At 60.5% G+C, this 20,026-nt stretch carries 17 protein-coding genes and 1 tRNA gene; 9 read left to right on the top strand and 9 right to left on the bottom strand.

Features of this window, described 5'->3' with window-relative positions:
- Positions 1-22 precede the first annotated feature (22 nt).
- Positions 23-151 carry a hypothetical protein gene (locus tag AYJ57_RS26565; RefSeq protein WP_257784701.1) on the bottom strand — a complete coding sequence of 43 codons (129 nt, stop codon included), beginning with the start codon at positions 149-151 and terminating at the stop codon, positions 23-25.
- A gap of 759 nt (positions 152-910) precedes the next feature.
- Here AYJ57_RS26565 and AYJ57_RS15785 point away from each other — a divergent pair.
- The 5 genes from AYJ57_RS15785 to AYJ57_RS15765 all read left to right on the top strand — a co-directional run bounded on the left by AYJ57_RS15785 (position 911) and on the right by AYJ57_RS15765 (position 4,609).
- Positions 911-1,363 (top strand): curli assembly protein CsgF, encoded by a 453-nt coding sequence (locus AYJ57_RS15785; protein ID WP_066108077.1) that lies wholly within the window; start codon positions 911-913, stop codon positions 1,361-1,363.
- Between the two features lie 44 nt (positions 1,364-1,407).
- Positions 1,408-2,463 (top strand): CsgG/HfaB family protein, encoded by a 1,056-nt coding sequence (locus AYJ57_RS15780; RefSeq protein ID WP_066108074.1) that lies wholly within the window; start codon positions 1,408-1,410, stop codon positions 2,461-2,463.
- A gap of 132 nt (positions 2,464-2,595) precedes the next feature.
- Positions 2,596-3,066 (top strand): curlin repeat-containing protein, encoded by a 471-nt coding sequence (locus AYJ57_RS15775; RefSeq protein WP_066108071.1) that lies wholly within the window; start codon positions 2,596-2,598, stop codon positions 3,064-3,066.
- Between the two features lie 29 nt (positions 3,067-3,095).
- Positions 3,096-3,734: a hypothetical protein gene (locus tag AYJ57_RS15770; RefSeq protein ID WP_066108068.1), complete on the top strand. Its 639-nt coding sequence runs from the start codon at positions 3,096-3,098 to the stop codon at positions 3,732-3,734.
- A 122-nt stretch (positions 3,735-3,856) separates the two neighbouring features.
- A complete protein-coding gene (locus AYJ57_RS15765; RefSeq protein WP_066108065.1) occupies positions 3,857-4,609 on the top strand; it encodes an SH3 domain-containing protein in 753 nt (250 codons plus the stop codon).
- Positions 4,610-4,899: 290 nt separating this feature from the next.
- Here AYJ57_RS15765 and AYJ57_RS15760 read toward each other — a convergent pair whose 3' ends face one another.
- The 3 genes from AYJ57_RS15760 to AYJ57_RS15750 form a co-directional block, all read right to left on the bottom strand.
- Positions 4,900-5,628 (bottom strand): anti-sigma factor, encoded by a 729-nt coding sequence (locus AYJ57_RS15760; RefSeq protein ID WP_066108062.1) that lies wholly within the window; start codon positions 5,626-5,628, stop codon positions 4,900-4,902.
- Positions 5,625-6,089: a sigma-70 family RNA polymerase sigma factor gene (locus tag AYJ57_RS15755; RefSeq protein ID WP_193789555.1), complete on the bottom strand. Its 465-nt coding sequence runs from the start codon at positions 6,087-6,089 to the stop codon at positions 5,625-5,627. Before AYJ57_RS15755 ends, AYJ57_RS15760 begins: the two co-directional genes overlap by 4 nt.
- 260 nt (positions 6,090-6,349) lie before the next feature.
- Positions 6,350-7,156, bottom strand: a complete 807-nt coding sequence (locus AYJ57_RS15750) for a DUF4394 domain-containing protein (protein WP_066108054.1) — start codon at positions 7,154-7,156, stop codon at positions 6,350-6,352.
- Between the two features lie 745 nt (positions 7,157-7,901).
- On the opposite strand from AYJ57_RS15750, the gene AYJ57_RS15745 reads away from it, so the two are divergent.
- Positions 7,902-8,987, top strand: coding sequence for a PD-(D/E)XK nuclease family protein (locus AYJ57_RS15745; RefSeq protein ID WP_066108051.1), 1,086 nt, complete (start codon positions 7,902-7,904; stop codon positions 8,985-8,987).
- Between the two features lie 491 nt (positions 8,988-9,478).
- On the opposite strand, the gene AYJ57_RS25930 is transcribed toward AYJ57_RS15745, so the two are convergent.
- A complete protein-coding gene (locus AYJ57_RS25930; RefSeq protein ID WP_157374207.1) occupies positions 9,479-9,652 on the bottom strand; it encodes a hypothetical protein in 174 nt (57 codons plus the stop codon).
- Positions 9,653-10,433: 781 nt separating this feature from the next.
- Between AYJ57_RS25930 and AYJ57_RS15740 the strand changes: the two genes are divergently transcribed.
- The gene (locus tag AYJ57_RS15740; RefSeq protein WP_066108046.1) at positions 10,434-12,956 is read left to right on the top strand and encodes an FG-GAP-like repeat-containing protein; all 2,523 of its coding nucleotides are present in this window, start codon (positions 10,434-10,436) and stop codon (positions 12,954-12,956) included.
- A 233-nt stretch (positions 12,957-13,189) separates the two neighbouring features.
- On the opposite strand, the gene AYJ57_RS15735 is transcribed toward AYJ57_RS15740, so the two are convergent.
- From AYJ57_RS15735 to AYJ57_RS15715, 4 genes are all read right to left on the bottom strand, one after another.
- Positions 13,190-13,822 (bottom strand): tyrosine-type recombinase/integrase, encoded by a 633-nt coding sequence (locus tag AYJ57_RS15735; RefSeq protein WP_066108043.1) that lies wholly within the window; start codon positions 13,820-13,822, stop codon positions 13,190-13,192.
- 537 nt (positions 13,823-14,359) lie between these two features.
- Positions 14,360-15,637, bottom strand: a complete 1,278-nt coding sequence (locus AYJ57_RS15730; protein WP_066108039.1) for a hypothetical protein — start codon at positions 15,635-15,637, stop codon at positions 14,360-14,362.
- Between the two features lie 675 nt (positions 15,638-16,312).
- Positions 16,313-17,439, bottom strand: a protein-coding gene (locus AYJ57_RS15725) for an IS3 family transposase (RefSeq protein WP_157374173.1) whose coding sequence is annotated in 2 segments (ribosomal slippage) — positions 16,313-17,175 and positions 17,175-17,439 — 1,128 coding nt in all. Because the reading frame shifts where the segments join, the coding sequence is not laid out codon by codon here.
- 147 nt (positions 17,440-17,586) lie between these two features.
- Positions 17,587-17,676, bottom strand: a tRNA-Ser gene (locus AYJ57_RS15715).
- A gap of 403 nt (positions 17,677-18,079) precedes the next feature.
- Between AYJ57_RS15715 and AYJ57_RS15705 the strand changes: the two genes are divergently transcribed.
- Both AYJ57_RS15705 and AYJ57_RS25925 read left to right on the top strand, forming a co-directional pair.
- Positions 18,080-19,431 (top strand): IS3 family transposase gene (locus AYJ57_RS15705; protein WP_157374205.1). Its coding sequence is split into 2 segments (ribosomal slippage): positions 18,080-18,416 and positions 18,416-19,431, totalling 1,353 coding nucleotides; the frame shifts between segments, so codons are not numbered across the junction.
- Positions 19,432-19,554: 123 nt separating this feature from the next.
- Entirely contained in the window at positions 19,555-19,908 is a 354-nt protein-coding gene (locus tag AYJ57_RS25925; protein WP_157374203.1) for a hypothetical protein, read from the top strand.
- The last annotated feature ends 118 nt before the right edge of the window (positions 19,909-20,026 follow it).

Below are 20,026 nucleotides of genomic sequence, written 5' to 3'. Positions count from 1 at the left end.
GCGGAGCCGCCTTCGATGGTCATTACTGGACGATGCCCGCGCTGTTGCCGTTGCCGGCCTGCTCCAGGTAGGCCGCATTGCTGTCGGCATGCGCCCCGCCTGCGAGGATCGCGATGGTCGAAACGACCAGGCTCTTTTTAAAAACACTCACCTTTTACTTCCTTCTTTCGGTGCGGCTCTTTTGAACCGCGGTCATGTCCGGAAATTTTTCCTCCGGGCGTTCACGGAATTCGATCCCTGAAAGTCGAGGGTGTCGGCGCAAGACCGCATGGCGAAAGATCACATACCGCGGCCCGAGAAGACGGTCCGCGCCTCGAAATGCGCCTGAAGGCGATCCCGAAACAAGCACTCATGGCAGTAGGAAGTTGGCCAGCTTGGCCCTTCTCCAACCGGCAAGCATGGTTGTCAGATGTCTTTCCGCTCACGCCCCTTACGTCTTATCCCAGTCTTCCCCCAAGACATCGCTCTGTACGGTTCAGACATTGAGGCGAAAAGATGACGACATCAAGACGCGGTCAACCACATTTAGTGATCCGCGAGACGCAGTATACCTCAGGATTCACGCAACGTATTGTAATAACTAGCTTAATTAATAGTTTCCAAATTTGACCCAGTTTGATCACGCGTTCGGATTTTGTAAAAATTAACTATTTGTTAACGAATTGATCCGGGAAAATCATGAAAACCACAAGGAAAATAGAAAATACTAGGCTTTTCCTTCGTGCTGACATGATTCGAGGGAAATATATTTACCTTGGGTAATCCTGCGGGCGGATGCGAATTGGCAACATTTTCGCCTTCATTACTTTTGCGGGATGGAAATGAAGGAAAACATTTCGGATACCTGCCGCGCATTCTCGAAAGAGAAAGTGCCCATACGGAACCACGACCACGAATTGACAGGCGAAGCATGAAATCCGCGATTATCCGGGCGAGCTTGATCCTACTCGTCGCCTCTCCCGCTGGCGCGGGCGACCTAGTTTACAAGCCGACCAATCCGTCTTTCGGCGGAAACCCTCTCAACTCGTCGCATCTTCTGGGCACCGCGAACGCGCAGCGCGATGCCACAGCGCGCGACGCCAAGGACTCGTCTTCCTCGTCCAGCGGCTCCAAGAGCTCCGGCACATCCGACGCCGAACTCTTCGTGAGCCAACTCGAAGGGCGCCTGCTCTCGGCGCTGGCCGGCCAGGTGACCTCGGCCATCTTCGGCGACAATCCGCAGGAGAACGGCACGGTGACCTTCGGGACGACGACCGTGACCTTCGAGCGCAGCATCGACTCGATCCGACTGGTCATTACCGACTCGCTCGACGGCACCGTCACCGAAATCATCGTGCCTCAGCTCGTCACCGACGCCAGCTGACCGCGCATCCCCAAAAACGACGACAGGCGACGACAGGACAAGATATGACCATGCCCGCCCTTCCCCGACTGGCCCGGAGGCTCGCGATCGTCGCGGGGCTTCTCGCGACCGCCGGTTGCTCGGACATGCAGAGCAGCTATTTCGAGACAGTTGATCCGACCCTCGTGAAGGTCACCCACCAGAATCACGCGCTGCGCGCGCTGCCGGCCCCGACCGAGCGCATCAACCTCGCGGTCTACGACTTCCCGGACCTGACCGGGCAGTACAAGGAAAGAGACGTGGTGCAATCGCTTTCGCGCGCCGTCACGCAGGGCGGTTCGGCCATGCTGATCAAGGCGCTTCAGGACGCGGGCGAGCGGCACTGGTTCGCCGTGCTCGACCGCTCGGGCCTGCAGGACCTCGTGCGCGAGCGCCAGATCATCACCGAGATGCGCCGGCAGTATCGCGGCGAGACCGACATTGACCCCTCGGCGCTCAAGCCGCTGCTGCACGCTGGCATTCTTCTTCAGGGTGGGATCGTCGGCTACGACAGCAACGTGCAGACCGGTGGAGCCGGCGCCCGCTACCTCGGCATCGGCGTCGATGGCCAGTGGCAGATGGACACGGTAACGGTAAGCCTCCGCGCGGTCTCGACCGACACCGGCGAAGTCCTCGCCTCGGTGATGACCCAGAAGAGCATCGCTTCCTCGGCGATCCGCGGCAGCGTATTCCGCTACGTGATGCTCGACGAATTGCTCGAGGTGGAAGCCGGGATGACCGCGAACGAGCCAAAGCAGGTGGCCGTGCAGCAGGCGATCGAGAAGGCCGTCTACTCTCTGGTCATCGAAGGCGCCGAGCTGGGTCTCTGGGACTTCCGCGACCGCACCGCTGGCGCGCAGTTGATTGCCCGCTACCGGGCCGAGAAATACGGCGACGCCATGCCGGCGACCGCCCGCTTCGTCCTGCCGCCGCAGACCCGTAACGCGGCCCATATCGTGCAGACCCGGCCGCAGACCCGGCAGGTCGCGCAGGCCCCGATCGTGCGCGAACTGGCGCCCTCGCCGCAGGACCAAAGCGTCGCGCCGCCACCGCCCCCGCAGTCGGGTGAGGTGCTAGGCTGAGAACGCCCAAGCGCAGGGCCGCGCCGTCGCGGCCCTACACGCAACTTCCTTGACCTGACCACATTTCCGCCATCGTGCGGAATTAGCCCGAAAGGCGAAAATTCGGCAGGGAAATAAGCGAGAGAAACCGCCATGAAGATTGCATACAGCATTTCTGCAGCCCTGGTGACCTCGCTCATTTCACCAAATGCCTTCGCCGGCTCCGACAACGGTGCATCATTTCTGAAGAAAGGTGCGACAGTTTCGAATACCGCGCACGCCGCGACAGGGCGGAAAGTGAAAGATTCCGGGATTAACGCTGAACTCGACTTCGGAGATGGTTGGAGCTTCTGGCTTGATCTGAACTTTGACGCCCTGCCCGGGTCCGCATCGTTGAAGCTGTCGCAGAGGATCGACTCCGATCTCAATTCAGCCTTCTTCGCCTCGATCGGATACGGGAACATTATCAACGCTGTGCAGGAAGGCCGGCAGAACGCGATCCTCGGTGTCGCCATGGGGAGCGGCAACATTGCAACCATCACCCAGCAGGGTGCCGGAAATACCGTGCAGTTTCGTCAGACCGGCACCGGAAATAGCGTGGTCGTTTCCCAGATCGCGTGGTAGCGTTTCCCCGTCTTAAAGGAGAGTATGTTGTGAGTTCATTCCTGAAATCTAGCGCGACAATCTTGATCGCGGGTGCCCTCCTCGCCAATACCGTTCAGGCGGGAAGCGACAATACGCTGTTCATTCTTCAGGATTCTTCTTTTGGCGGCCTGGGTAACACGCTTTTCGTAGATCAGAGCGAAGCCTCCGGATCTACCATTTCCGGCGCGCTCGGTGGAACTCTTCCAGCGCAGCAGACGGGATTTGGAAACATCGCCGAGGTGCTGCTTACCGGCGAGGCGGCAGCGGTTGTCCTGTTGCAGAACAATACCGGCGCCGGCGCCGTTGCGGAGTTGAACAGCGCCACGCTTACCGGGGGAACGCTCGCGACGCTCATCCTGCAGCAGGACGGCGTCGGCAACGAGGGGTCGGTGACCGTCCTCGGCCTTGACGCGACCGGCGCGCTGTTCCAGTCCGGGAACGAAAATACCGGCAGCGTCGAGGTTACCGGCGACCAGGCCTTCGGCAAGCTCGAGCAGATCGGCAACGGCAACACCTCGGGACTGCAGGTGCAGGGGGCCGGCGCCAGCGTGACCTACACGCAGATCGGCGACAACCTGACCTCCGCGACCCTGCCCACCGTCTACTCCAACGGCGGCGCCGTCACCATCACCCAGACCAGCTACTGAAAGCCGGGCCCGGGCTAGCATCCGGCGCGCCCGAAACGATGCCCCGGACGGCCCGGCCTCCGCGCGAAGGCCGGATGTGCATGACCCAGTCCGTGCCGCAGGACCCACTCTTCGAGGATTGAATGACCAAGACCCCGCTTCTCGCCGCGCTGGCGTTCGCCGCCCTGTCCGCAACCTCCGCCGCCAGCCAGTCCGCCGAGCAGTTCGTCGACGCCTTCTCCGGCGCCTGGTACAGCTTCGACGCCGCGCGCGCGGGAGGCGCCGAGCCCTGCCGCATCGAGCTGGAGGCCGGCACCGACGACCTGCAGCGCGGCCATGCCGCGGCGAGCGCCGGCTGCGCCGCGCCGCTCTCGGACCTCGCGCGCTGGGACATCGAGAATGGCCAGCTTCACCTGATGGACGACACCGGCGGGTTGCTCGCGCTGCTCGGCGGCAACCAGGTCCGCGTGACCGGCGATGTCGCCGGCGAGGCGGGGACGCTGATCCTCGACCGCTCCGAAGGGGCACCCGAGGCCGCCGCCCTGTCCGCCGCGCTGCGCAGGCACCGCTGCATCTACCGTGGCTACTCGCAGGACTGTGCCCCGAAAGAGGAGTTGCAGCAGCCTAAGATGACCGAGGAGGACGGGGCCTATGCGAATGTCGAAGTCCTAGTCCAACTCAATGTACGCAGTCAGCCGCGCGGCGACGCGGGCGCGCTCGGCGTGCTCGAGCCCGGCATCTGCCTCAAGGTGAACTACTGCGCCACCGCCTCTGACGGCGTCTGGTGCCGCGGCCGGTTCGGCGAACAGTCGGGGTGGGTAAAAAAGATCTCGCTGCGCCAGTCGGAATGGCCGGCGCTTACCTTCGCCAACAGTTGCACGAACGACGAAGGCTAAGCACCGGCCGCGACCCAACTGCTGCAGGTGTGAAAAATGCACGCATTCGCAGATCGGTGCAGTTGTGTGTCTCGACCCTGAAAACTGGTCCAACCGGAATTTCGGTGCTGTGGACTCCCCGTGCCTAGGCTGCGCGTAGCACTCCCGGCAGCTTAGGGCTGGCTGCTGCCGCCGCCGAGTTCAGACATTTTTCCGACGGTTCTTTGAACGTCACACCGAAGGTGTCCGCCGAGAAGGTTATTGCCGCGCTTGCCAACCCGAACGGATCGCGAGACACCACTCCTGCGGTTTTATGTCACCGGCTCCTTGGCCAGCCCCTTACCGAGGATGGGTCCGGTCGGGAGGTTGGTGGGCGAGCCACCGGCGGGCTCGAAAGTGATCTCATAGAGCTGCGTCGGATGCGGCTTGGGCAGGCCTTCGATACTCAATACGCGTGACAGGCCAGTGGAGAGCAGACCCAGCGAAACGGGGGGGGCGTCCTCCTCGGGCTTGGTCCAGACCTGCATCACCTGGCCCGCGGGCACGTCGGGTCGCTCGAGCAGGGTCACGCGGGTGGTGTTGTCCGGGCCGCTTTCGACAAGCGCGATGGCTTCGCCGCGGTCATCCAGCAGCACCGCCACGACCAGGGGTTCAGATGGCGTGAGCAGCGACCAGCCCAGCAGGCAGCCCAGCAGCAGGCTGGCGGCGATCCCGGTCACGGCGGCGCTGCGCCAGCGGGTCAGGCGCGCGCGCAGCGGGGCAAGGTCGATCACCTCGGTGCCAGCCGTTTCTGGCTCCGGCGGAGGCGACGTCTCCTCCGATACATCGAGCCGCGGCGCGAGGCGCTCCCAGAAATCTTCCGGCAGCGGCAGGTCGTCGGCGGTCTCGTCGAGCGGGGCGAAGCGGTCACGCGCCCTTGCAAGCCGCCGGGCCACCTCGGGGTCGCGCGCGGCGAGTTCCTCCAGCCGCGCGGTATCAGCCTCCGAGGCGAGCCCGAGCACAACCTCGTCGATCAGCAGGTCAAGAGAACGGTCCGTCATGACAGGCACTCCCTCAGCTTGAGCAGGCCGCGCCGGATACGTGCCTTCACCGTGCCCAGCGGCGTTGCCAGCCGCCCGGCGATCTCGCCGTGGCTGTGCCCCAGCACGTAGGAGGACAGGATCGCACGCCGTGTCGCCTCATCAAGCCCTTCCAGGCACCCGCGCAGGTCTGCCGAGGTGGGCAGACGGTCGAAGGCCGCGTCGACCAGGGCGCCCTCGGAGGCGCGGTCGATTGCCTGCGGCTCGGTCGGCACTTCGCGGTCCTCGCTGCGCAGCATGGTCAGGCAGCGGTTGCGCAGGATGGTGTAGAGCCAGCCCTTGGCGCTGCCCCGCCTCTCGTCGAACTGATGCGCCCGGTGCCAAACCAGCACGAGGGCCTCCTGCACCGCGTCTTCGGCAAGGTCGACCCGGCCCAGCATGCGACGCGCGACACCGAGCATGCGCCCGCCCTCCGCCGTCATGATGCCGCGCAGGGCGGATTTGTCGCCCCCGGCGCAGGCCCTGATCAAGGCTGCATGATCCGTCACGTGACTTTCTGCTCTCCCTGTGCCGCCCTCTTGCGCTGCGGCCATGGGACTACGGCTAGAGACCGCTTGCAGGCCTGTCAATTTACACGAGATGGCAGGGCCGGATGCGCGCTGAGACGTGGCCGATTTGCGTGACGCCTTTGAGCCGGGCGCAGGCATGCAGCCTGCGCCCGGCATGGACGTAGCGCGACGCCTCACATCTCCGCGGTCATGAAGGTGATGTCGCGCAGGGTTGCGCCGTCGGCGCCCTCGATATTCCAGCTCTCCTGCACGGAACCATCGTCGAGCGAGACGGTGTGCAACTGACCCGCAGCCAAGAGCCAGGCGGTGTTGGTGCCCTCGGCATCGGTGGCGATATCGAAGGCGTAGTGCTCCGCGCCCTCGATACCCAGCTTGCCGACCGCGGCCAGCGTGCCGTCATTCGGCGAGGTCTGGCGGATCAGCGCGACGATGGTGCTGTCGATGTCGTACATCGCGGTACTATCGGGCTTGCCGAAACTGTTGATATAGGCCGCCGCGACGATGGCCGGGGCCTCGCCCGCGTGCATGTCGGCCTCCTCGAAGGCCAGCGAACCGTCGACCGTCACGGCACCGCTTTCGATGTCGACGCGGTGGTTGGTGGTGCCCGACATGAAGCGCAGCTTGTCGGCCATCGGGTTGAAGTCGACGATCACCGGCGCGTCGCCCTCGATCGGGAGCTCCTTGTCCATGGTCGAGATCACGGTCGCCGCCCCGGTCTCGGGATCGATCTCGACGATCTCAAAGGTGTCGGTGACGCCGATCAGCTGCCCGTTCGAGGGGCGCAGGTCGATGCCCAGCAGCCGGTCGACACCGGTGACTTCCATGGACTCCGTCACCATGGCGGAGCTCGTGTCGATCACGTGCAGCATCTTGTCTCCGCTGAGCCCGATCGCGGTCATCGCGCTATGGTCGTCGGCCAGCGCACCGGTGGCGGCAGAGGTGGTGAGCAGCAGGGTCAGGGCGGAAAAGGTCTTGTGCATCGTTCAATCTCCTCAGGTCTCGAGCGCGGCCAGTCCGCGGGCTCGATACTCCTAGGACTCGGGCTCGGGCCGGTCTGGATGCACCTGGAGGAAGAAAAATCTTAGGTCTGTCGGAATGCTCTGTTTGGCCGAGCGCCGGAAGGGTTCTTTCCAGGCAGGTGACCATGGCGAAGTGAGAGACCATGTCGGTGGGCTTTCCAGCAACAAGCAGAAAAGGGGCCGAAGGTCTGCGGAGCGCAGGATGCAGTTTGTCGCTGGTTTGAATGCGGACGGCCGTAAAGTCACGCACACCGGATCGTGGGCCGTTGGAAATGCTACGGAGGGGATGAATGGCCGCTTCGGTGACGCTGCAATGATGCGCCGGCGGTCGCTTCGGACGGTCGGACTGGGCCGGCAGCGACGGGCGCAACTGCCCGCCAAATGCACGGCTCGCTGCACTGCCGCAAGCGCGCTCCGAGCCCAACCTACCAAGTTGCTGCAGGATGGCGAATTTCCAATCCTGGGAAGTCGGCAAAATACGTGACAAAACCAATCCGGGTTGCGCCAGAAATTCTAGCTGAAAAGCCGCCAGTGGCAAAAATGCCGTTCTTGAGACGATCTGAAGGTTTCGAGCACACCTTTTGCATGTGCATGACTTGGGCGGTGATTAGCTTTACTTAGGCATCTTCTCCTATGTGAGGTAACGGCTTAGACTTGACTGCGAAGGGCCAGCTTCTCGATTTATTCCAAAACTGGATATTGCCTGATGACAGATGACGAGTTCATCCCAACGCTTACGCATGCAACTGAGCGCGACATTGATTTGTTGCTGGTCGAAGAACTACACTCAGCGCCAGACTTTTTGGTTTGGATGGCAGCCCAGTGCGGTATCCATGGGCAGCTCCGTTCCTGGGACGTCAAACATTCCAAACGCCGTACTCGCTCTCGACGCGAGATTGATATCTTTGTTGAGCTTGAACAAAGGGACGGCACACGCGTCGCGCTGCTCATCGAGAACAAGTTGGACGCAACGGAACAGCCCGATCAGGCCGAAAGCTATCGCGATGAATTAGGCATACTGGACGAAGGCTTCCATAGCGCAGCCATGATTATCGCGTGCCCTGAAGCGTATGCAGCCCAGCACCCCAATTTCACCGGAAAATTTGACGTCACTGTAACATATGAGATGATCGCCGCCTGGTTCCGCGACCAGATGGACGAGGCCGGGACTGACATGATCCTTCGCTACGAGTTTCGCTCAGCAGTATTAGATCAAGCGATCCACAAACACCGACGAGGCTACTCACCTATCCCAGATAAGGTCGTGGGCGATTTCAACGCGCTGTATGTCTCATTGTTGGAGCAAGTTGCGCCGGACATTCGCCCTGGGTCCTCAATGTTGAAGTCGGCCAGTCCGCGCGAAAGTACATCAATGATCTTCGACCAGACTGCGACACTCAAGACGCTGCCGCAAGACATACGACCTCGTCGCTTCGCGCACGAACTTGGTCGAGGGTCAGAGCGCCGAGCGAACTATGTCGCAGTGACCTTTGGAGGGTGGGGTGCCGCCCTCCCTGCCATTCGCGCACAGTTGGAAGCAGATGTGCAGGCAATTGGCGCCAAGTTTGACGCGCAGAAGCCGACGAAGGTCAGGCCCAATCCGGGGTTGAAAATGTCGATTGCAACGTCACCCGTCGATAATCAGGGTAGCTTCGATGAACAGCGTACGGAGATCGAAGCTGGCATGGTCACTGCTGACGCTTTGCGGCGTTGGCTGACTGAAAACCAAGCGACGCTGCGGCGTTGGCAAACACTTGCAGAAGAGGCTGCCATCGAAGCCAATACAACCTGAATCTGTATGGCTTATGGTGACCGCAAGCGACCGTCCTCGACATCGCTGAATTGTCGAAGCAGACCTTGGAACGGTCAACGAGAATGGCAGAAAAGTCCGCACACTACTCGGTGCCGCTCTCGCGATGAAGGTCCGCTTCGCTGGGCAAGGCACTTCCAAGCGAAGGGCGAGTTAGGGCTGCGAGCGGCCGAACGGCCCCTGTCCAACAAACCCGGATCGGCCCAACCGCCGCGGCGCCTGCTCTAAGGCAGCCTCCATGTTCTTCGCGTAGCCATGCGCCAGCTGGCCGACCTGCACGAACGACATCCAGCTGCGGTCTGGGTCGCGGAGCATGGTCGCGTAGATGCGACCGACCGGGCGCCCGTCCTAGAGCACCTCCCAGTCTTTGTCGCCGTGTTCCGGCCCACCATGATCGTTCGCCTGCGCGCCCACATGTGACGCGTCGTCAGTACACGGGTTCGCTCTGATCAAGCCAACGCGGTTCCGATAGCTCACTTGATCTTCTTGTTCACGCTGATCCCAGTTCCGGGAATCTTGACACGCGCTGTGACGCCCTTCTTGCCGACGTTCACACTTCCAACTTTGCCCCCCACTTTCGCGTGGTTGCCGCCACTTCCCACCGAGATATTGCCGCCCTTTACCTTCTTACTAACCCTGACGCTCATAGAATTTCTCCCTGAAATGTTTTCGCGATTAGCTGACACGCAGCTTCCAAAAATGAGGCTTTGATACTGCCCCCGTCAGCAACCTCCCGCAAGCCGCGGCATCAGTTCCCTCCACGCAAGCCCGCCGACAAGCACCTTAAATCAGCGAGTTGATGCTGACCCAGAAAGACGCGGTTTACAGCTCGTGCATCTACGAACCCTCAATATGGAATCACCGGCGCAAATCGCGGGACCCATGCGAGTGCTCTCTTCCGCTGTGCGCAGCAACCGGACTTAGCCCCGCCCGGTTCACATCCCGACAGCTGTCGTTCAAGCGGGGCTAAGCGATCGGTCCCGAGCCAATTCCATAGAAAATCGCCTTGCCTGAAGGGCTGGCCCAGGCACTTGGAGTCCTGTCGCCCTTACCCGCACGTGCAGCGTGCAGTCTATGCCGGGTGACGCGAGGCGCGCTTGGTGCGCCCCGCGCGGTGGGACTGGGCTGAGCTTGATCCATGTGCTGGGGGCCTCTTATTAAAATCGCAGGTCTAGCATGCCTCTCGGGCGCGAGGGTGGAAGGGCCGTCCGCCACATCGCTTCACGATGCCCAACACGCAACCGCCCGCCCGTTGGTTTCTCCAGCAGCGACGGACGGACGGGACCTGCGCATCTCGGGAGCTGCACGCCATGCGCTGTCCGCCTGACACAAGCTGCCACCTTGACCGGCGGGAGGGACTCGGACAGGTTGAATTACATATTCATAATATGGAATTCAAATATAGCTTTTCATGAGGGGAGGTTCATCATGCCCGGTAACCCTTTTGTTGAAGCCGTTTTCTCGTTCCCCGATGTATTCCTGTCCGCTCCGATCTCGACGGGGCGCACCGAAGCCGAGGCACTCGGCATCGCCGGCGGCTTTGAGATCGCCAGCAATCCGCACGCCTCGGGACAGGCGGTGCTCGCGGCGACCGCGTCCAGTTCGCAGGCGGGGGGCGTGTTCTCGGGCCTGGCCGGGCTCTACGACCTGACGGTCGGCTACATGGACGAGACCGACGGCGTGTCGCATCTCGAGGTCCTGCTGAACGGCGCGGTGATCGACGCTTTCGATTGGGACTCGCTCGCCGGCACCGCCATCGTCACCGCCGCCAGCAAGGCCGAGCATATGATCGCAGGTGTCCTGCTGGCTCCGGGGGACGTGCTGGAGCTGAGCGGCGCGGCCAACCTCGGCGAGCCGCTGCGCACCGACTACCTTGATGTCACCGCCAGTACGGCCGTTCCGCCCACCGGAGAGACCACGCGGATGGAGGCGGAAGATTTCACCATCCTCTCGGGCTTCGAGATCGCGCAGAACGGCGCGGCCTCGGGAGGCGCGGTGCTGCAACATTCCAACTCCGCGCAGGAGGCGCGCGCCAGCTATACGCTGACGCAGGGCGGCACCTTCGATCTGACCATCGGCTATTTCGACGAGACCGACGGCGTGTCGAGGCTCGACGTGCTGCTCAACGGCAGTGTCCTCGCCAGCTTCGATTGGGACAGCAGCGCCGGCAGCACGCTGGCGAACCTTGCCAGCCGGGCCACGTACACGCTCGACGGCGTGAAGGTGGCCGCGGGCGACGTGCTGGAGCTTGCCGGCATCGGCGACGGCCGCGAACCGCTGCGCGTCGACTATGTGGACTTGACCGCCGTCACGCCCGGCCCCGATCCGACCCCGCTTCCCGCGCTCTACGAGGCCGAGGATTTCGAGATCGTCTCGGGCTTCGCCGTGGCCCGCAACGGAGCGGCCTCGGGCGGCTATATGCTGCAGGCCACCGGCAGCGGCGAGGCGCGCGCCGCCTGGACCTTCGAAGAGACCGGCACCTACGATCTGGCCATCGGCTACTTCGACGAGACCGACGGCGTCGCTTCGATGCGGGCGCTGCTCAACGGGGTGCAGATAGCCGCCTTCGACTGGGACGGCACCGACGGCAGCAGTATCGCCAACCGGGCCAGCGCCACCGAGCACGAGATCACCTCGGTCGCGCTTGAGGCCGGTGACAGGCTGGAACTGGTTGGCTTCGCCGATGGGCGCGAGCCGCTGCGGACCGACTACATCCGCCTCACCCCAACCGATCCAGAACCGCCCGTGCCGGAACCCTCGCTGGACCTGCTCTTTGCCTCAGGCGGCTCGCTGTTTATCGGGCTGAACGACGGCGACGGGCAGTTCGAGGCGCGCGACACCGGCATCAGCGCCGAAGCGGACCCGTCCGGGCTGCAACCGCTCGATTTCCTGAGCGGGGATTTCGACGGGGACGGCGACAGCGACATCCTGCGGGTGGTAGCGGACCTGCCGTACCTGCCGGCTGAAGACACGCCCGGCTACAGCTATTCGGTGACAACCACGCTTTTTGCCAATAACGGAACCGGTGTGTTCATCGAGGGAACCAGTACCACGGAAGAGCTGACCGTCAACATCGGCCTCGACGAGGGACGCGTAACCTGGGCCGCCAACGTCTTCTCAGCCGCCGACATCAGCGACATCGACGGCGACGGTGACCTCGATCTTGCGGCGCTCGGCAATGCGTCGAATACCCTTTTCGTCTTCGAAAATGGCGGAAATGGCCAGTTTGCGCTGAAGTCGGCGGCTTGGGCCTTGCTCAATGAAATTTCGACTGAGGCGCATTTCGCCGAGATGAATGGCGACGGGTTGGAGGACCTCGTCTTCTTCACAGCATACTGGCCGGCAGAGACGATTGTCACGGTCAACGACGGCACTGGGCACTTCATCGCTGTGGACTCGCTTTCGGCTGGCGAAGGCACCTGGTTCGACGATTTCGAGGACGTGGACAACGACGGAGACACCGACGTGCTGTTCGGCGCCTGGGGCGATGGACGCGGGAGATTCATCTATCTCAACGATGGAACCGGCGCGCTCGACGGCGGTGCCTCGATCGACCCACCGGGAGAGGATTCCTTCATCGGCGGCGCGAAGGCAGGCAACTTCGACGGCGATCCGCAGATTGAAATCGTCAACCTCGGCGCGAACCTTACACCGCGCGCGCCCGGTCTCGTGACCTATGACGTGGTGGTCGGCACAGAGAGGGTCGAACTGGTCGAGACCGGCTACGATCCGTCGATCGTCGGAGGCATGCTGAAGGACGGTGATTTCGACCTCGACGGCGACCTCGACCTCCTCGCTCGCCTCGAGTCGACCGGCACGGTCGTGCTGCTGCAGAACGACGGGGCGGGCAATTTCACCGAAAGCGACGCGCTCTTCACCGCGGACACCGAGGTGCCGGTCGATTACATCCTGACGACCGATTTCTTCGACGAGTCGACGATCCTCATCTAGGGAGCTGGAATTAACCAATTGCAGAAGCTCGTAGTGCGACTGGAGAGGCCAGGTGCACCAGCCAGATGGGCGCCCCTGCCTGGAGCCAGGTCCACCATACTGCGCAAACTCATCAAGGGCGCACCCGGGATGAAGGTCCGCTTCGCCGGACAGAGCGCCTCTAGGCGAAGGGCAAGTTTGGGCTGGCTCCGGGCCTTAGCCCTGTCCATGGTCAAGGTCCGAAGATCGATTTCTCAGAGGTCCACCGCCTCAGAAATTGTCAGGGCGTCTTCTAACTCCACACCCAGGTAGCGAACGGTACTGTCCATCTTACAATGCCCGAGCAGTAACTGAACGGCGCGCAAGTTGCCGGTCTTGCGGTAGATTTGAGCCACCTTTGTCCTTCTCATCGAATGCGTGGCATACGCAGACTGCTCTAGCCCGATGGAGCTCACCCAGCCCTTTACCAATCGGGCATACTGCCGCGTCGAAATGTGCAGACGATCATGAACGCGGCCGGGCCATAGATATTCTCTGCCCCTCATCGTCGGGCTAGCGAGCCAGGCCATCAATGACCGCCTCGTGCCCTCGGTGATCTCGAAGCGCACTGGCTGTCGAGTTTTCTGCTGCACGACCGATACGCGCTCCTTGATCGAACCGGCAGAAAGCACGTCCGCCACTTTCAGGCACACTAGGTCGCAGCCGCGTAACTTGCTGTCGATCGCTAGGTTGAAGAGGGCGAGGTCGCGGATCTTCGCTGCGATTTCCAAACGGACACGGATGGCCCAGACGTGTCGAGGTAAGAGGGGCCGCTTTTGACCGATAATGCGGCCACGGTTCCAGGCGGGTTTGGTGGGGCGGACGGCGGGTAGGTTCTCATTTTCCATGGTGAAGGTTTCCCTCCACCGCGCCCAGCCCCATCTCCGACCCGTTGCCGGCGGCGTAATGCTACCATGGAGACCCAGCACCGCAGTGCTGCGAAACGGCGACAAGTCTGAATCGTGGGTGCAGGGCCACGCCCTCGCTGCGAGTGCATTCGGCTGGTCCCAGCCCGTAGCTGCCCTTCGTGGAAAATAGGCCGGTCTGCTCTGAGCCGACATGAAGGGCTGACAGTCGATCTTCGGTACGCTGATCGCAGACGGTCAGAGTGGACAGGGAAGTGTAATTTTGTATCACAACCTGCCGAACGGCGAGGTTCGTGCGAAGCACGCGCGCGGGATGATGACTCCACCAGATCAATCGGGCGTCTCGCACCCATCGGAGAAGTGCCTCAGAGAGAGGTAGAGAGCCGAATCGCATGAAACAATGCCGCCATGCTCTGCTGCATGACGGCATCTATATGTGGTGTCAGTAAGCGATCATAGCGCTAAATGTAGAGATTTAGTCAGGGTTGCTCATGGAGGTTGCTCCTAAAGTCATGTGGCTTACACCACTTCGCTGTTCAACATAGCTTCCCCTGCAATGATTTCAATAAGGTTCAGCCAAGGCCTGATGAGACGGCGATTGTGCGCCGTCGGCCGGATCACGCTGCGTGTCTGTTGATCCTGACCGTGTGACAAGGCATTCCGAATGCCGCGCAATCTATCAAAGGTGTTCCGTACCCCATTGTTCGAAAAAGTTTCGAGAGAATCCTTCTCAGTGATGAGGCTCTTCACGGCGTAGCCACCGTCAAAATTGGTCGGCGTGCAGAAATATTTTTTATGCCGTGTAATTTCTGTCCAGAGTAGCTCCATATTGATGGTTTCAGTTATGAGATTTTGAGCCTTCGGTATATCATCAGTGGCGCTCTTTGCTGATAGCGCCTCCACCACAGATCTCATTGTGGCATCAATTTTAGAATGGGCGTGCGGAGATGATAGTATCTTCTTAATGCGGGACCGCGTTTGAGATTCGATAAAATGAAAGGCGAGATACTCAATAATTCGATAGCAAGTTAAGAAGGTCACGATCTCATTGCCTGAGAGTGTCGCTTCCCTCCAGTAGTTCAGTGCATTGATGTCGATCTCGCGGCCAGATATCTTCTTAGGAAATTCTCCATGAAGATACCGGTCCCTTGCTGAAAAGTCTTTCGCGATAGGTTCGTGAATGAGCACTTGAGGGGTCTTCGTGTCATAGTACGACATGAAGGCATTGAGATGGATAACCAAGTTGTCAATCTCTTCCCAATCCAGCTCTCCTAAATCAATGTAGAAAGACCTTGGGGTACTCAGCGCGCGTCCCCCGTGATGACCGTCTTCGCCATCCTCAGTTCGCTGAAGAAGCATGAATGACGTTAAGTTTCTGTAGTTCGTTGCATTTGAATTTGAAACCGGCTCAGCGCAAGCGGCGATACTCATCAGTCGCTGGGACGCCTCTCCAAACCAACATTTATGGGTATTCCCACCAAATAGGAACTCAAACTCTCGCTCTGCAGTTTCCGCGCTCGCCGAATTCAAGTGATATGCGGTCCATATGACCTCCAGTTTCTTGGTGTCTCTATGATAAATTGCCGAGTATTTCTCAGGAAGAGTGCTTCCATTGAGGCTCTCGAAGAGGCTATATTGCTTATCGGAGTCATCTGGGATAACCAGCCCGATCGTCTTGTCACCCCAAGGGGTTGCGATGAAGATTATCCCATCATTGCCTTTGCTTACCTCAGAGTAACTATTGTTTTCCAAGTAAGCGGCCAGCTTCCCTCTTACTTCTTCTTCACTTACGCTCATCTCTAACCTTTTCCTTGCCTCAGGAAGCGTCGTCACACCGAGAAACCTTTCAGAGGTAAGCCGTTGCGCCGAAGCGCCCGAGTTTCTGCGGCTTCCCGACGCGCACCTGTCTACTTTCCATTTGCTCACCATTTCAATCAAAGTTCTTGATGAGGGGGAATATCTGCAGTCGGTCTTCTCATGGCGCCATGAGACTTCTCACGCTACGCGTCGCCAAGTGGCACACGTGCCATGTGCACTGGCCGAGCCAACAGCCAAGCAACATATTAACATGTCCTTTGGGCCGTTTCGCTGACCAGTCTCGACAGCGCATAGGCAATCTGCATATCCGCAATCTGCGCATTGCGGCCGGACGGCGCCAGCGCGCGTGCTCAGGCTTGCGCTCCGCCAAAGCTATGTCATGAATGTCGCTCGCAGGCCGTTCGGTTCAGGCCAATGCGTGCTCCCGCAACCAACTTTCGCGAAAATATCGCCTCGGACGGCGTCGAGTTTAATCGGCGCCGATTTGCGTAGCATCTCCGAGAGATTAGCCGACAGCTCCAGACGGTGACCGTCCGCGTCCGCGTCCCAATGGACGACCACATTCTCGACGATCTCGTGCAACTCGTCGATCGCGCGTCCAGCGACGGCCTCGTCGGAGATGAGCTGACCCCATCGAGTGGTCCGGGTTAAATGCTAATGCATGGTCGGCCTTCGATCTATGGGGATGAAGGTCTCCGGTGCCGGTGTCCGATATCCAAGAGCGCTATGCGGCCGAGCGGTGTTGTAGTGCTTTCGCCATTGTTCGATGAGGATTTGCGCCTCCCTCAACGAGTAGAAGACCTCGCCATTGAGGAGTTCGTCCCTGAACCTGCTGTTGAAGCTCTCGCAATAACCGTTCTCCCAGGGTGACCCCGGCTCGATGTAGGCGGTCTTCGCCCCCACCAACTCGATCCAGTCGCGGACCTTCTGCGCGATGAACTCCGGGCCGTTGTCGGACCGGATGAACCGCGGCGGGCCGCGCTGGATGAAGAGATCGGTCAGGGCGTCCAGGACATCGGTGGAGTTCAGTCGCCTGTCGACACGGATCATTAACGCCTCCCGCGTATATTCATCGAGGATGTTGAGCGTCCGGTAGGTCCGGCCGTCACTGGTCCGGTCCTGCACGAAGTCGTAGGACCAGACGTGGTTGGGGTGCTCGGGCTTCAGCCGCACGCAAGAGCCATCGTTCAGCCAGAGCCTGCCGCGCTTCTTCTGCTTGTGTGGGACCTTGAGCCCTTCGCGCCGCCAAATGCGCGCCACCCGCTTGTGGTTCACCTGCCAGCCGGCACGCCGCAGCAGCACGGCGACCCGGCGGTAGCCGTAGCGGCCATACTCCCGGGCCAGATCGATGACGTCGGCGGTCAGCCGCGCCTCGTCTTCCCGGCCCTGTGGTGGCTTGCGCTGCGTGGAGCGGTGTTGGCCGAGCACCCGGCAGGCCCGGCGTTCGGAGATGCCGAGTGTCTCGCACACATGCTCCACGCATTCGCGGCGGCGCGAAGGGCTTAGAAGTTTCCCTGGGCAGCCTCGGTCAGGATCAGCTTCTCGAGCGTCAGGTCAGATACCGCCCGCCGCAGCCTCAGGTTCTCCTTCTCGAGTTCCTTCAGCCGCGACAACTGTGCCCGGTTCATCCCACCATACTGCTTACGCCACCGGTAGAACGTGTGCTGCGATATCCCTATCTGTCGCACCGCATCGGCCATTGACAGGCCTTGGCCGTGCAACACCTCGACCTGGCGCAGCTTGGTGACAATGTCTTCAGGCTTCTCACGCTTTCCAGCCATTCTGTAGTCCTCCTGTTCGCCGAAATCCTATCGGATTTCAGGCTTCGTGGGTGGACCACTTCAAAGGGGCTGGCTCAGAATAAGCGCATAAGTCCATAGACTTATACGCTATCAGGCGCCCCAAGGCCATTCAATGAAAATGGTAGGTGGCGGAGACGAAGGGATTCGAACCCTCGAGACGGTTTCCCGCCTACTCCCTTAGCAGGGGAGCGCCTTCGACCACTCGGCCACGTCTCCGCGGACCCGTTTAGAGATGGAGCGACCGAGAAACAAGGCGAAAAATGCGTTTTCTCCGCCGCTCATGTCACATGCTTAATATTATATATGTTTCCCAATACCGCCGCAAAAGATCCGCGTGGTTGGCAACGATTTGTCAACGGCGACAGCCACGGCCTCATGGGTTCACAGGCCATGGAAGAGTGTAGGTTTTGACAACTTCGCACGGAAGCCGGTGCTTGCGAGCGAGGATTTTGTAGCTTCTGAATATCGGAGTTCGTCCACCCAATCCTGGTGCAGTTTTCCGTGGTGACTCGCAAGGAACCAGTTCCTTGCGATGTGTCCGGCGTCAGCGCCTATGGGACATCTGAATTGATTTCGGAAAGGAGGGTTTCTGGCTCATCGTAACCACCAAGGAGTGGAGATGAGACATAAACCCGGAACACCTAAGCCTTCCGCCGAGAAGGTTGTGAAGGACATCCGCCGACGCACCCGCAAACAGCATTCGGCGGAGGAAAAGATCCGCATCGTGCTTGAGGGCCTTCGCGGCGAGGAGAGCATAGCCGAGCTTTGCCGGCGCGAGGGGATTGCGACGAGCCTGTACTACAGTTGGTCCAAAGAGTTTCTCGAGGCCGGCAAGAAGCGGCTTGCTGGTGACACAGCGCGCCAGGCGAGCAGCCCGGAAGTGAAGGTCCTGCGGGCTGAGGCCAGCGCGCTGAAGGAGGCCTTGGCAGAGGCCACCCTTGAGAATCGGCTGCTCAAAAAAAGTATGATCGGGGATGGGGGAGACCACGAATGAGGTACCCTGCATCCGAAAAGCTCGAGATTATCCGGCTCGTCGAGAGATCACATCTGCCCGCGGCGCGCACGCTGGAGATGTTCGGTATTCCGAAGACAACCTTCTATCGTTGGTACGACCGATACCGATCCCTTGGCGAGGCCGGTCTCGAGGATCGCCGACCCCACCCGGGTCGGGTCTGGAACCGCATCCCTGATGATGTCCGGCAGGATGTGGTCGGCTTGGCGCTGGAGGAGCCCGAACTCTCTCCACGGGAGCTTGCGGTGCGCTTCACAGATACGAAGAAGTACTTTGTCTCAGAGGCTTCGGTGTATCGCATCCTCAAGGCGCACGACCTGATCCCGAGCCCTGCCTTCATCGTTGTCAAGGCTGCGGACGAGTTCCGCGATAAGACGAGCCGGCCAAACCAGCTCTGGCAGACCGACTTCACGTACCTGAAGGTGATCGGTTGGGGTTGGTACTATCTGAGCACCATCCTGGATGACTTCAGCCGATATGTAATCGCCTGGAAGCTCTGCACGACCATGCGAGCCGAAGATGTCACTGACACACTCCAGCTCGCGCTGGAGGCGTCCGGTTGCGACCAGCCGACCGTGCTACACCGACCACGACTTCTCAGCGACAACGGCTCGTCCTACATCGCAGGCGATCTCGCAATCTGGCTGAAGGACAAGCAGATGGAGCATGTGCGCGGGGCCCCCAACCATCCGCAGACGCAGGGCAAGATCGAACGCTGGCACCAGACCCTGAAGAACCGCATCCTGCTGGAGAACCACTACCTCCCCGGCGCACTCGAGGCCGCGATCGAGACCTTCGTCGACCACTACAACCATCAACGCGTCCATGAGAGCCTCGGAAACGTCACCCCGGCCGACGTCTACTTCGGTCGCGCCAAAGCCATCTTAGCCGAACGAAGGAGGATCAAGTCCGACACCATCCGCCAGCGCCGCTTGCTCAACCGAACTCAGGCGGCCTAACCTCGAACAGTATGAGCCAGACCCTCCTGACCGGCTGAGCATTCCGGGTCCCAAATTATGTGATGACGGACAATTCAGCGTTCTGAGCAAAATCTCCTAGATAGTGGAGATCGAAGGGAAGCTGTGCGTGCTGTGTTCGACGCTGCGGAACATGTCTTTAAGATATCGTTCAAAGGTTCGATCTCTCTGAATAAGTCGGCGGTGCAGCAGTATTTGAAGCCGGCAGTTGATAAGTCTATCACCGACACGACCATGAGACGGGCTTCGCAAAAGAACTGTGATGCTCTCGTTGATTGGACGGATGCCTGCCACAACTATCGGCACGTTTCTCCGGATGTCGAACCAAAGATGCCATCAGAGGAACTTACCGTTTTACTGGTGTCCCAAGGATTTTCGTATGTGCGCTGGCTGGTCGACTTGAGGAGACGTTACTTAGTTCCAGCGTCAGAATACGCATCGGGCGGTGCAATTTCCTGATCGAATCTAGTTGTCGCTTAGCTGCTAGCGTCTGAGGAGCGGTGAGCTCTGATCCTTAGGCGGTGAAAGAGCGCGGCGTCCATGATGGGCGGATTTTCGCTGAAAATGGTCGTGCTGT

Source organism: Salipiger sp. CCB-MM3 (assembly GCF_001687105.1).
GTDB lineage: Bacteria > Pseudomonadota > Alphaproteobacteria > Rhodobacterales > Rhodobacteraceae > Salipiger.
The sequence above is the reverse complement of the archived record's forward strand: the minus strand, read 5'-3'. Positions and strand labels throughout refer to the sequence as shown.

Excerpts from the sequence above, each read along its gene's own strand:
- AYJ57_RS15730 (WP_066108039.1), bottom strand. The coding sequence starts at position 15,637 with ATGAGCGTAAGTGAAGAAGAAGTAAGAGGGAAGCTGGCCGCTTACTTG.
- AYJ57_RS15735 (WP_066108043.1), bottom strand. The coding sequence starts at position 13,822 with ATGGAAAATGAGAACCTACCCGCCGTCCGCCCCACCAAACCCGCCTGG.
- AYJ57_RS15760 (WP_066108062.1), bottom strand. The coding sequence starts at position 5,628 with ATGACGGACCGTTCTCTTGACCTGCTGATCGACGAGGTTGTGCTCGGG.
- AYJ57_RS15740 (WP_066108046.1), top strand. The coding sequence starts at position 10,434 with ATGCCCGGTAACCCTTTTGTTGAAGCCGTTTTCTCGTTCCCCGATGTA.
- AYJ57_RS15765 (WP_066108065.1), top strand. The coding sequence starts at position 3,857 with ATGACCAAGACCCCGCTTCTCGCCGCGCTGGCGTTCGCCGCCCTGTCC.
- AYJ57_RS15775 (WP_066108071.1), top strand. The coding sequence starts at position 2,596 with ATGAAGATTGCATACAGCATTTCTGCAGCCCTGGTGACCTCGCTCATT.
- AYJ57_RS15785 (WP_066108077.1), top strand. The coding sequence starts at position 911 with ATGAAATCCGCGATTATCCGGGCGAGCTTGATCCTACTCGTCGCCTCT.
- AYJ57_RS15745 (WP_066108051.1), top strand. The coding sequence starts at position 7,902 with ATGACAGATGACGAGTTCATCCCAACGCTTACGCATGCAACTGAGCGC.
- AYJ57_RS15755 (WP_193789555.1), bottom strand. The coding sequence starts at position 6,089 with ATGACGGCGGAGGGCGGGCGCATGCTCGGTGTCGCGCGTCGCATGCTG.
- AYJ57_RS15780 (WP_066108074.1), top strand. The coding sequence starts at position 1,408 with ATGACCATGCCCGCCCTTCCCCGACTGGCCCGGAGGCTCGCGATCGTC.
- AYJ57_RS25930 (WP_157374207.1), bottom strand. The coding sequence starts at position 9,652 with ATGAGCGTCAGGGTTAGTAAGAAGGTAAAGGGCGGCAATATCTCGGTG.
- AYJ57_RS15750 (WP_066108054.1), bottom strand. The coding sequence starts at position 7,156 with ATGCACAAGACCTTTTCCGCCCTGACCCTGCTGCTCACCACCTCTGCC.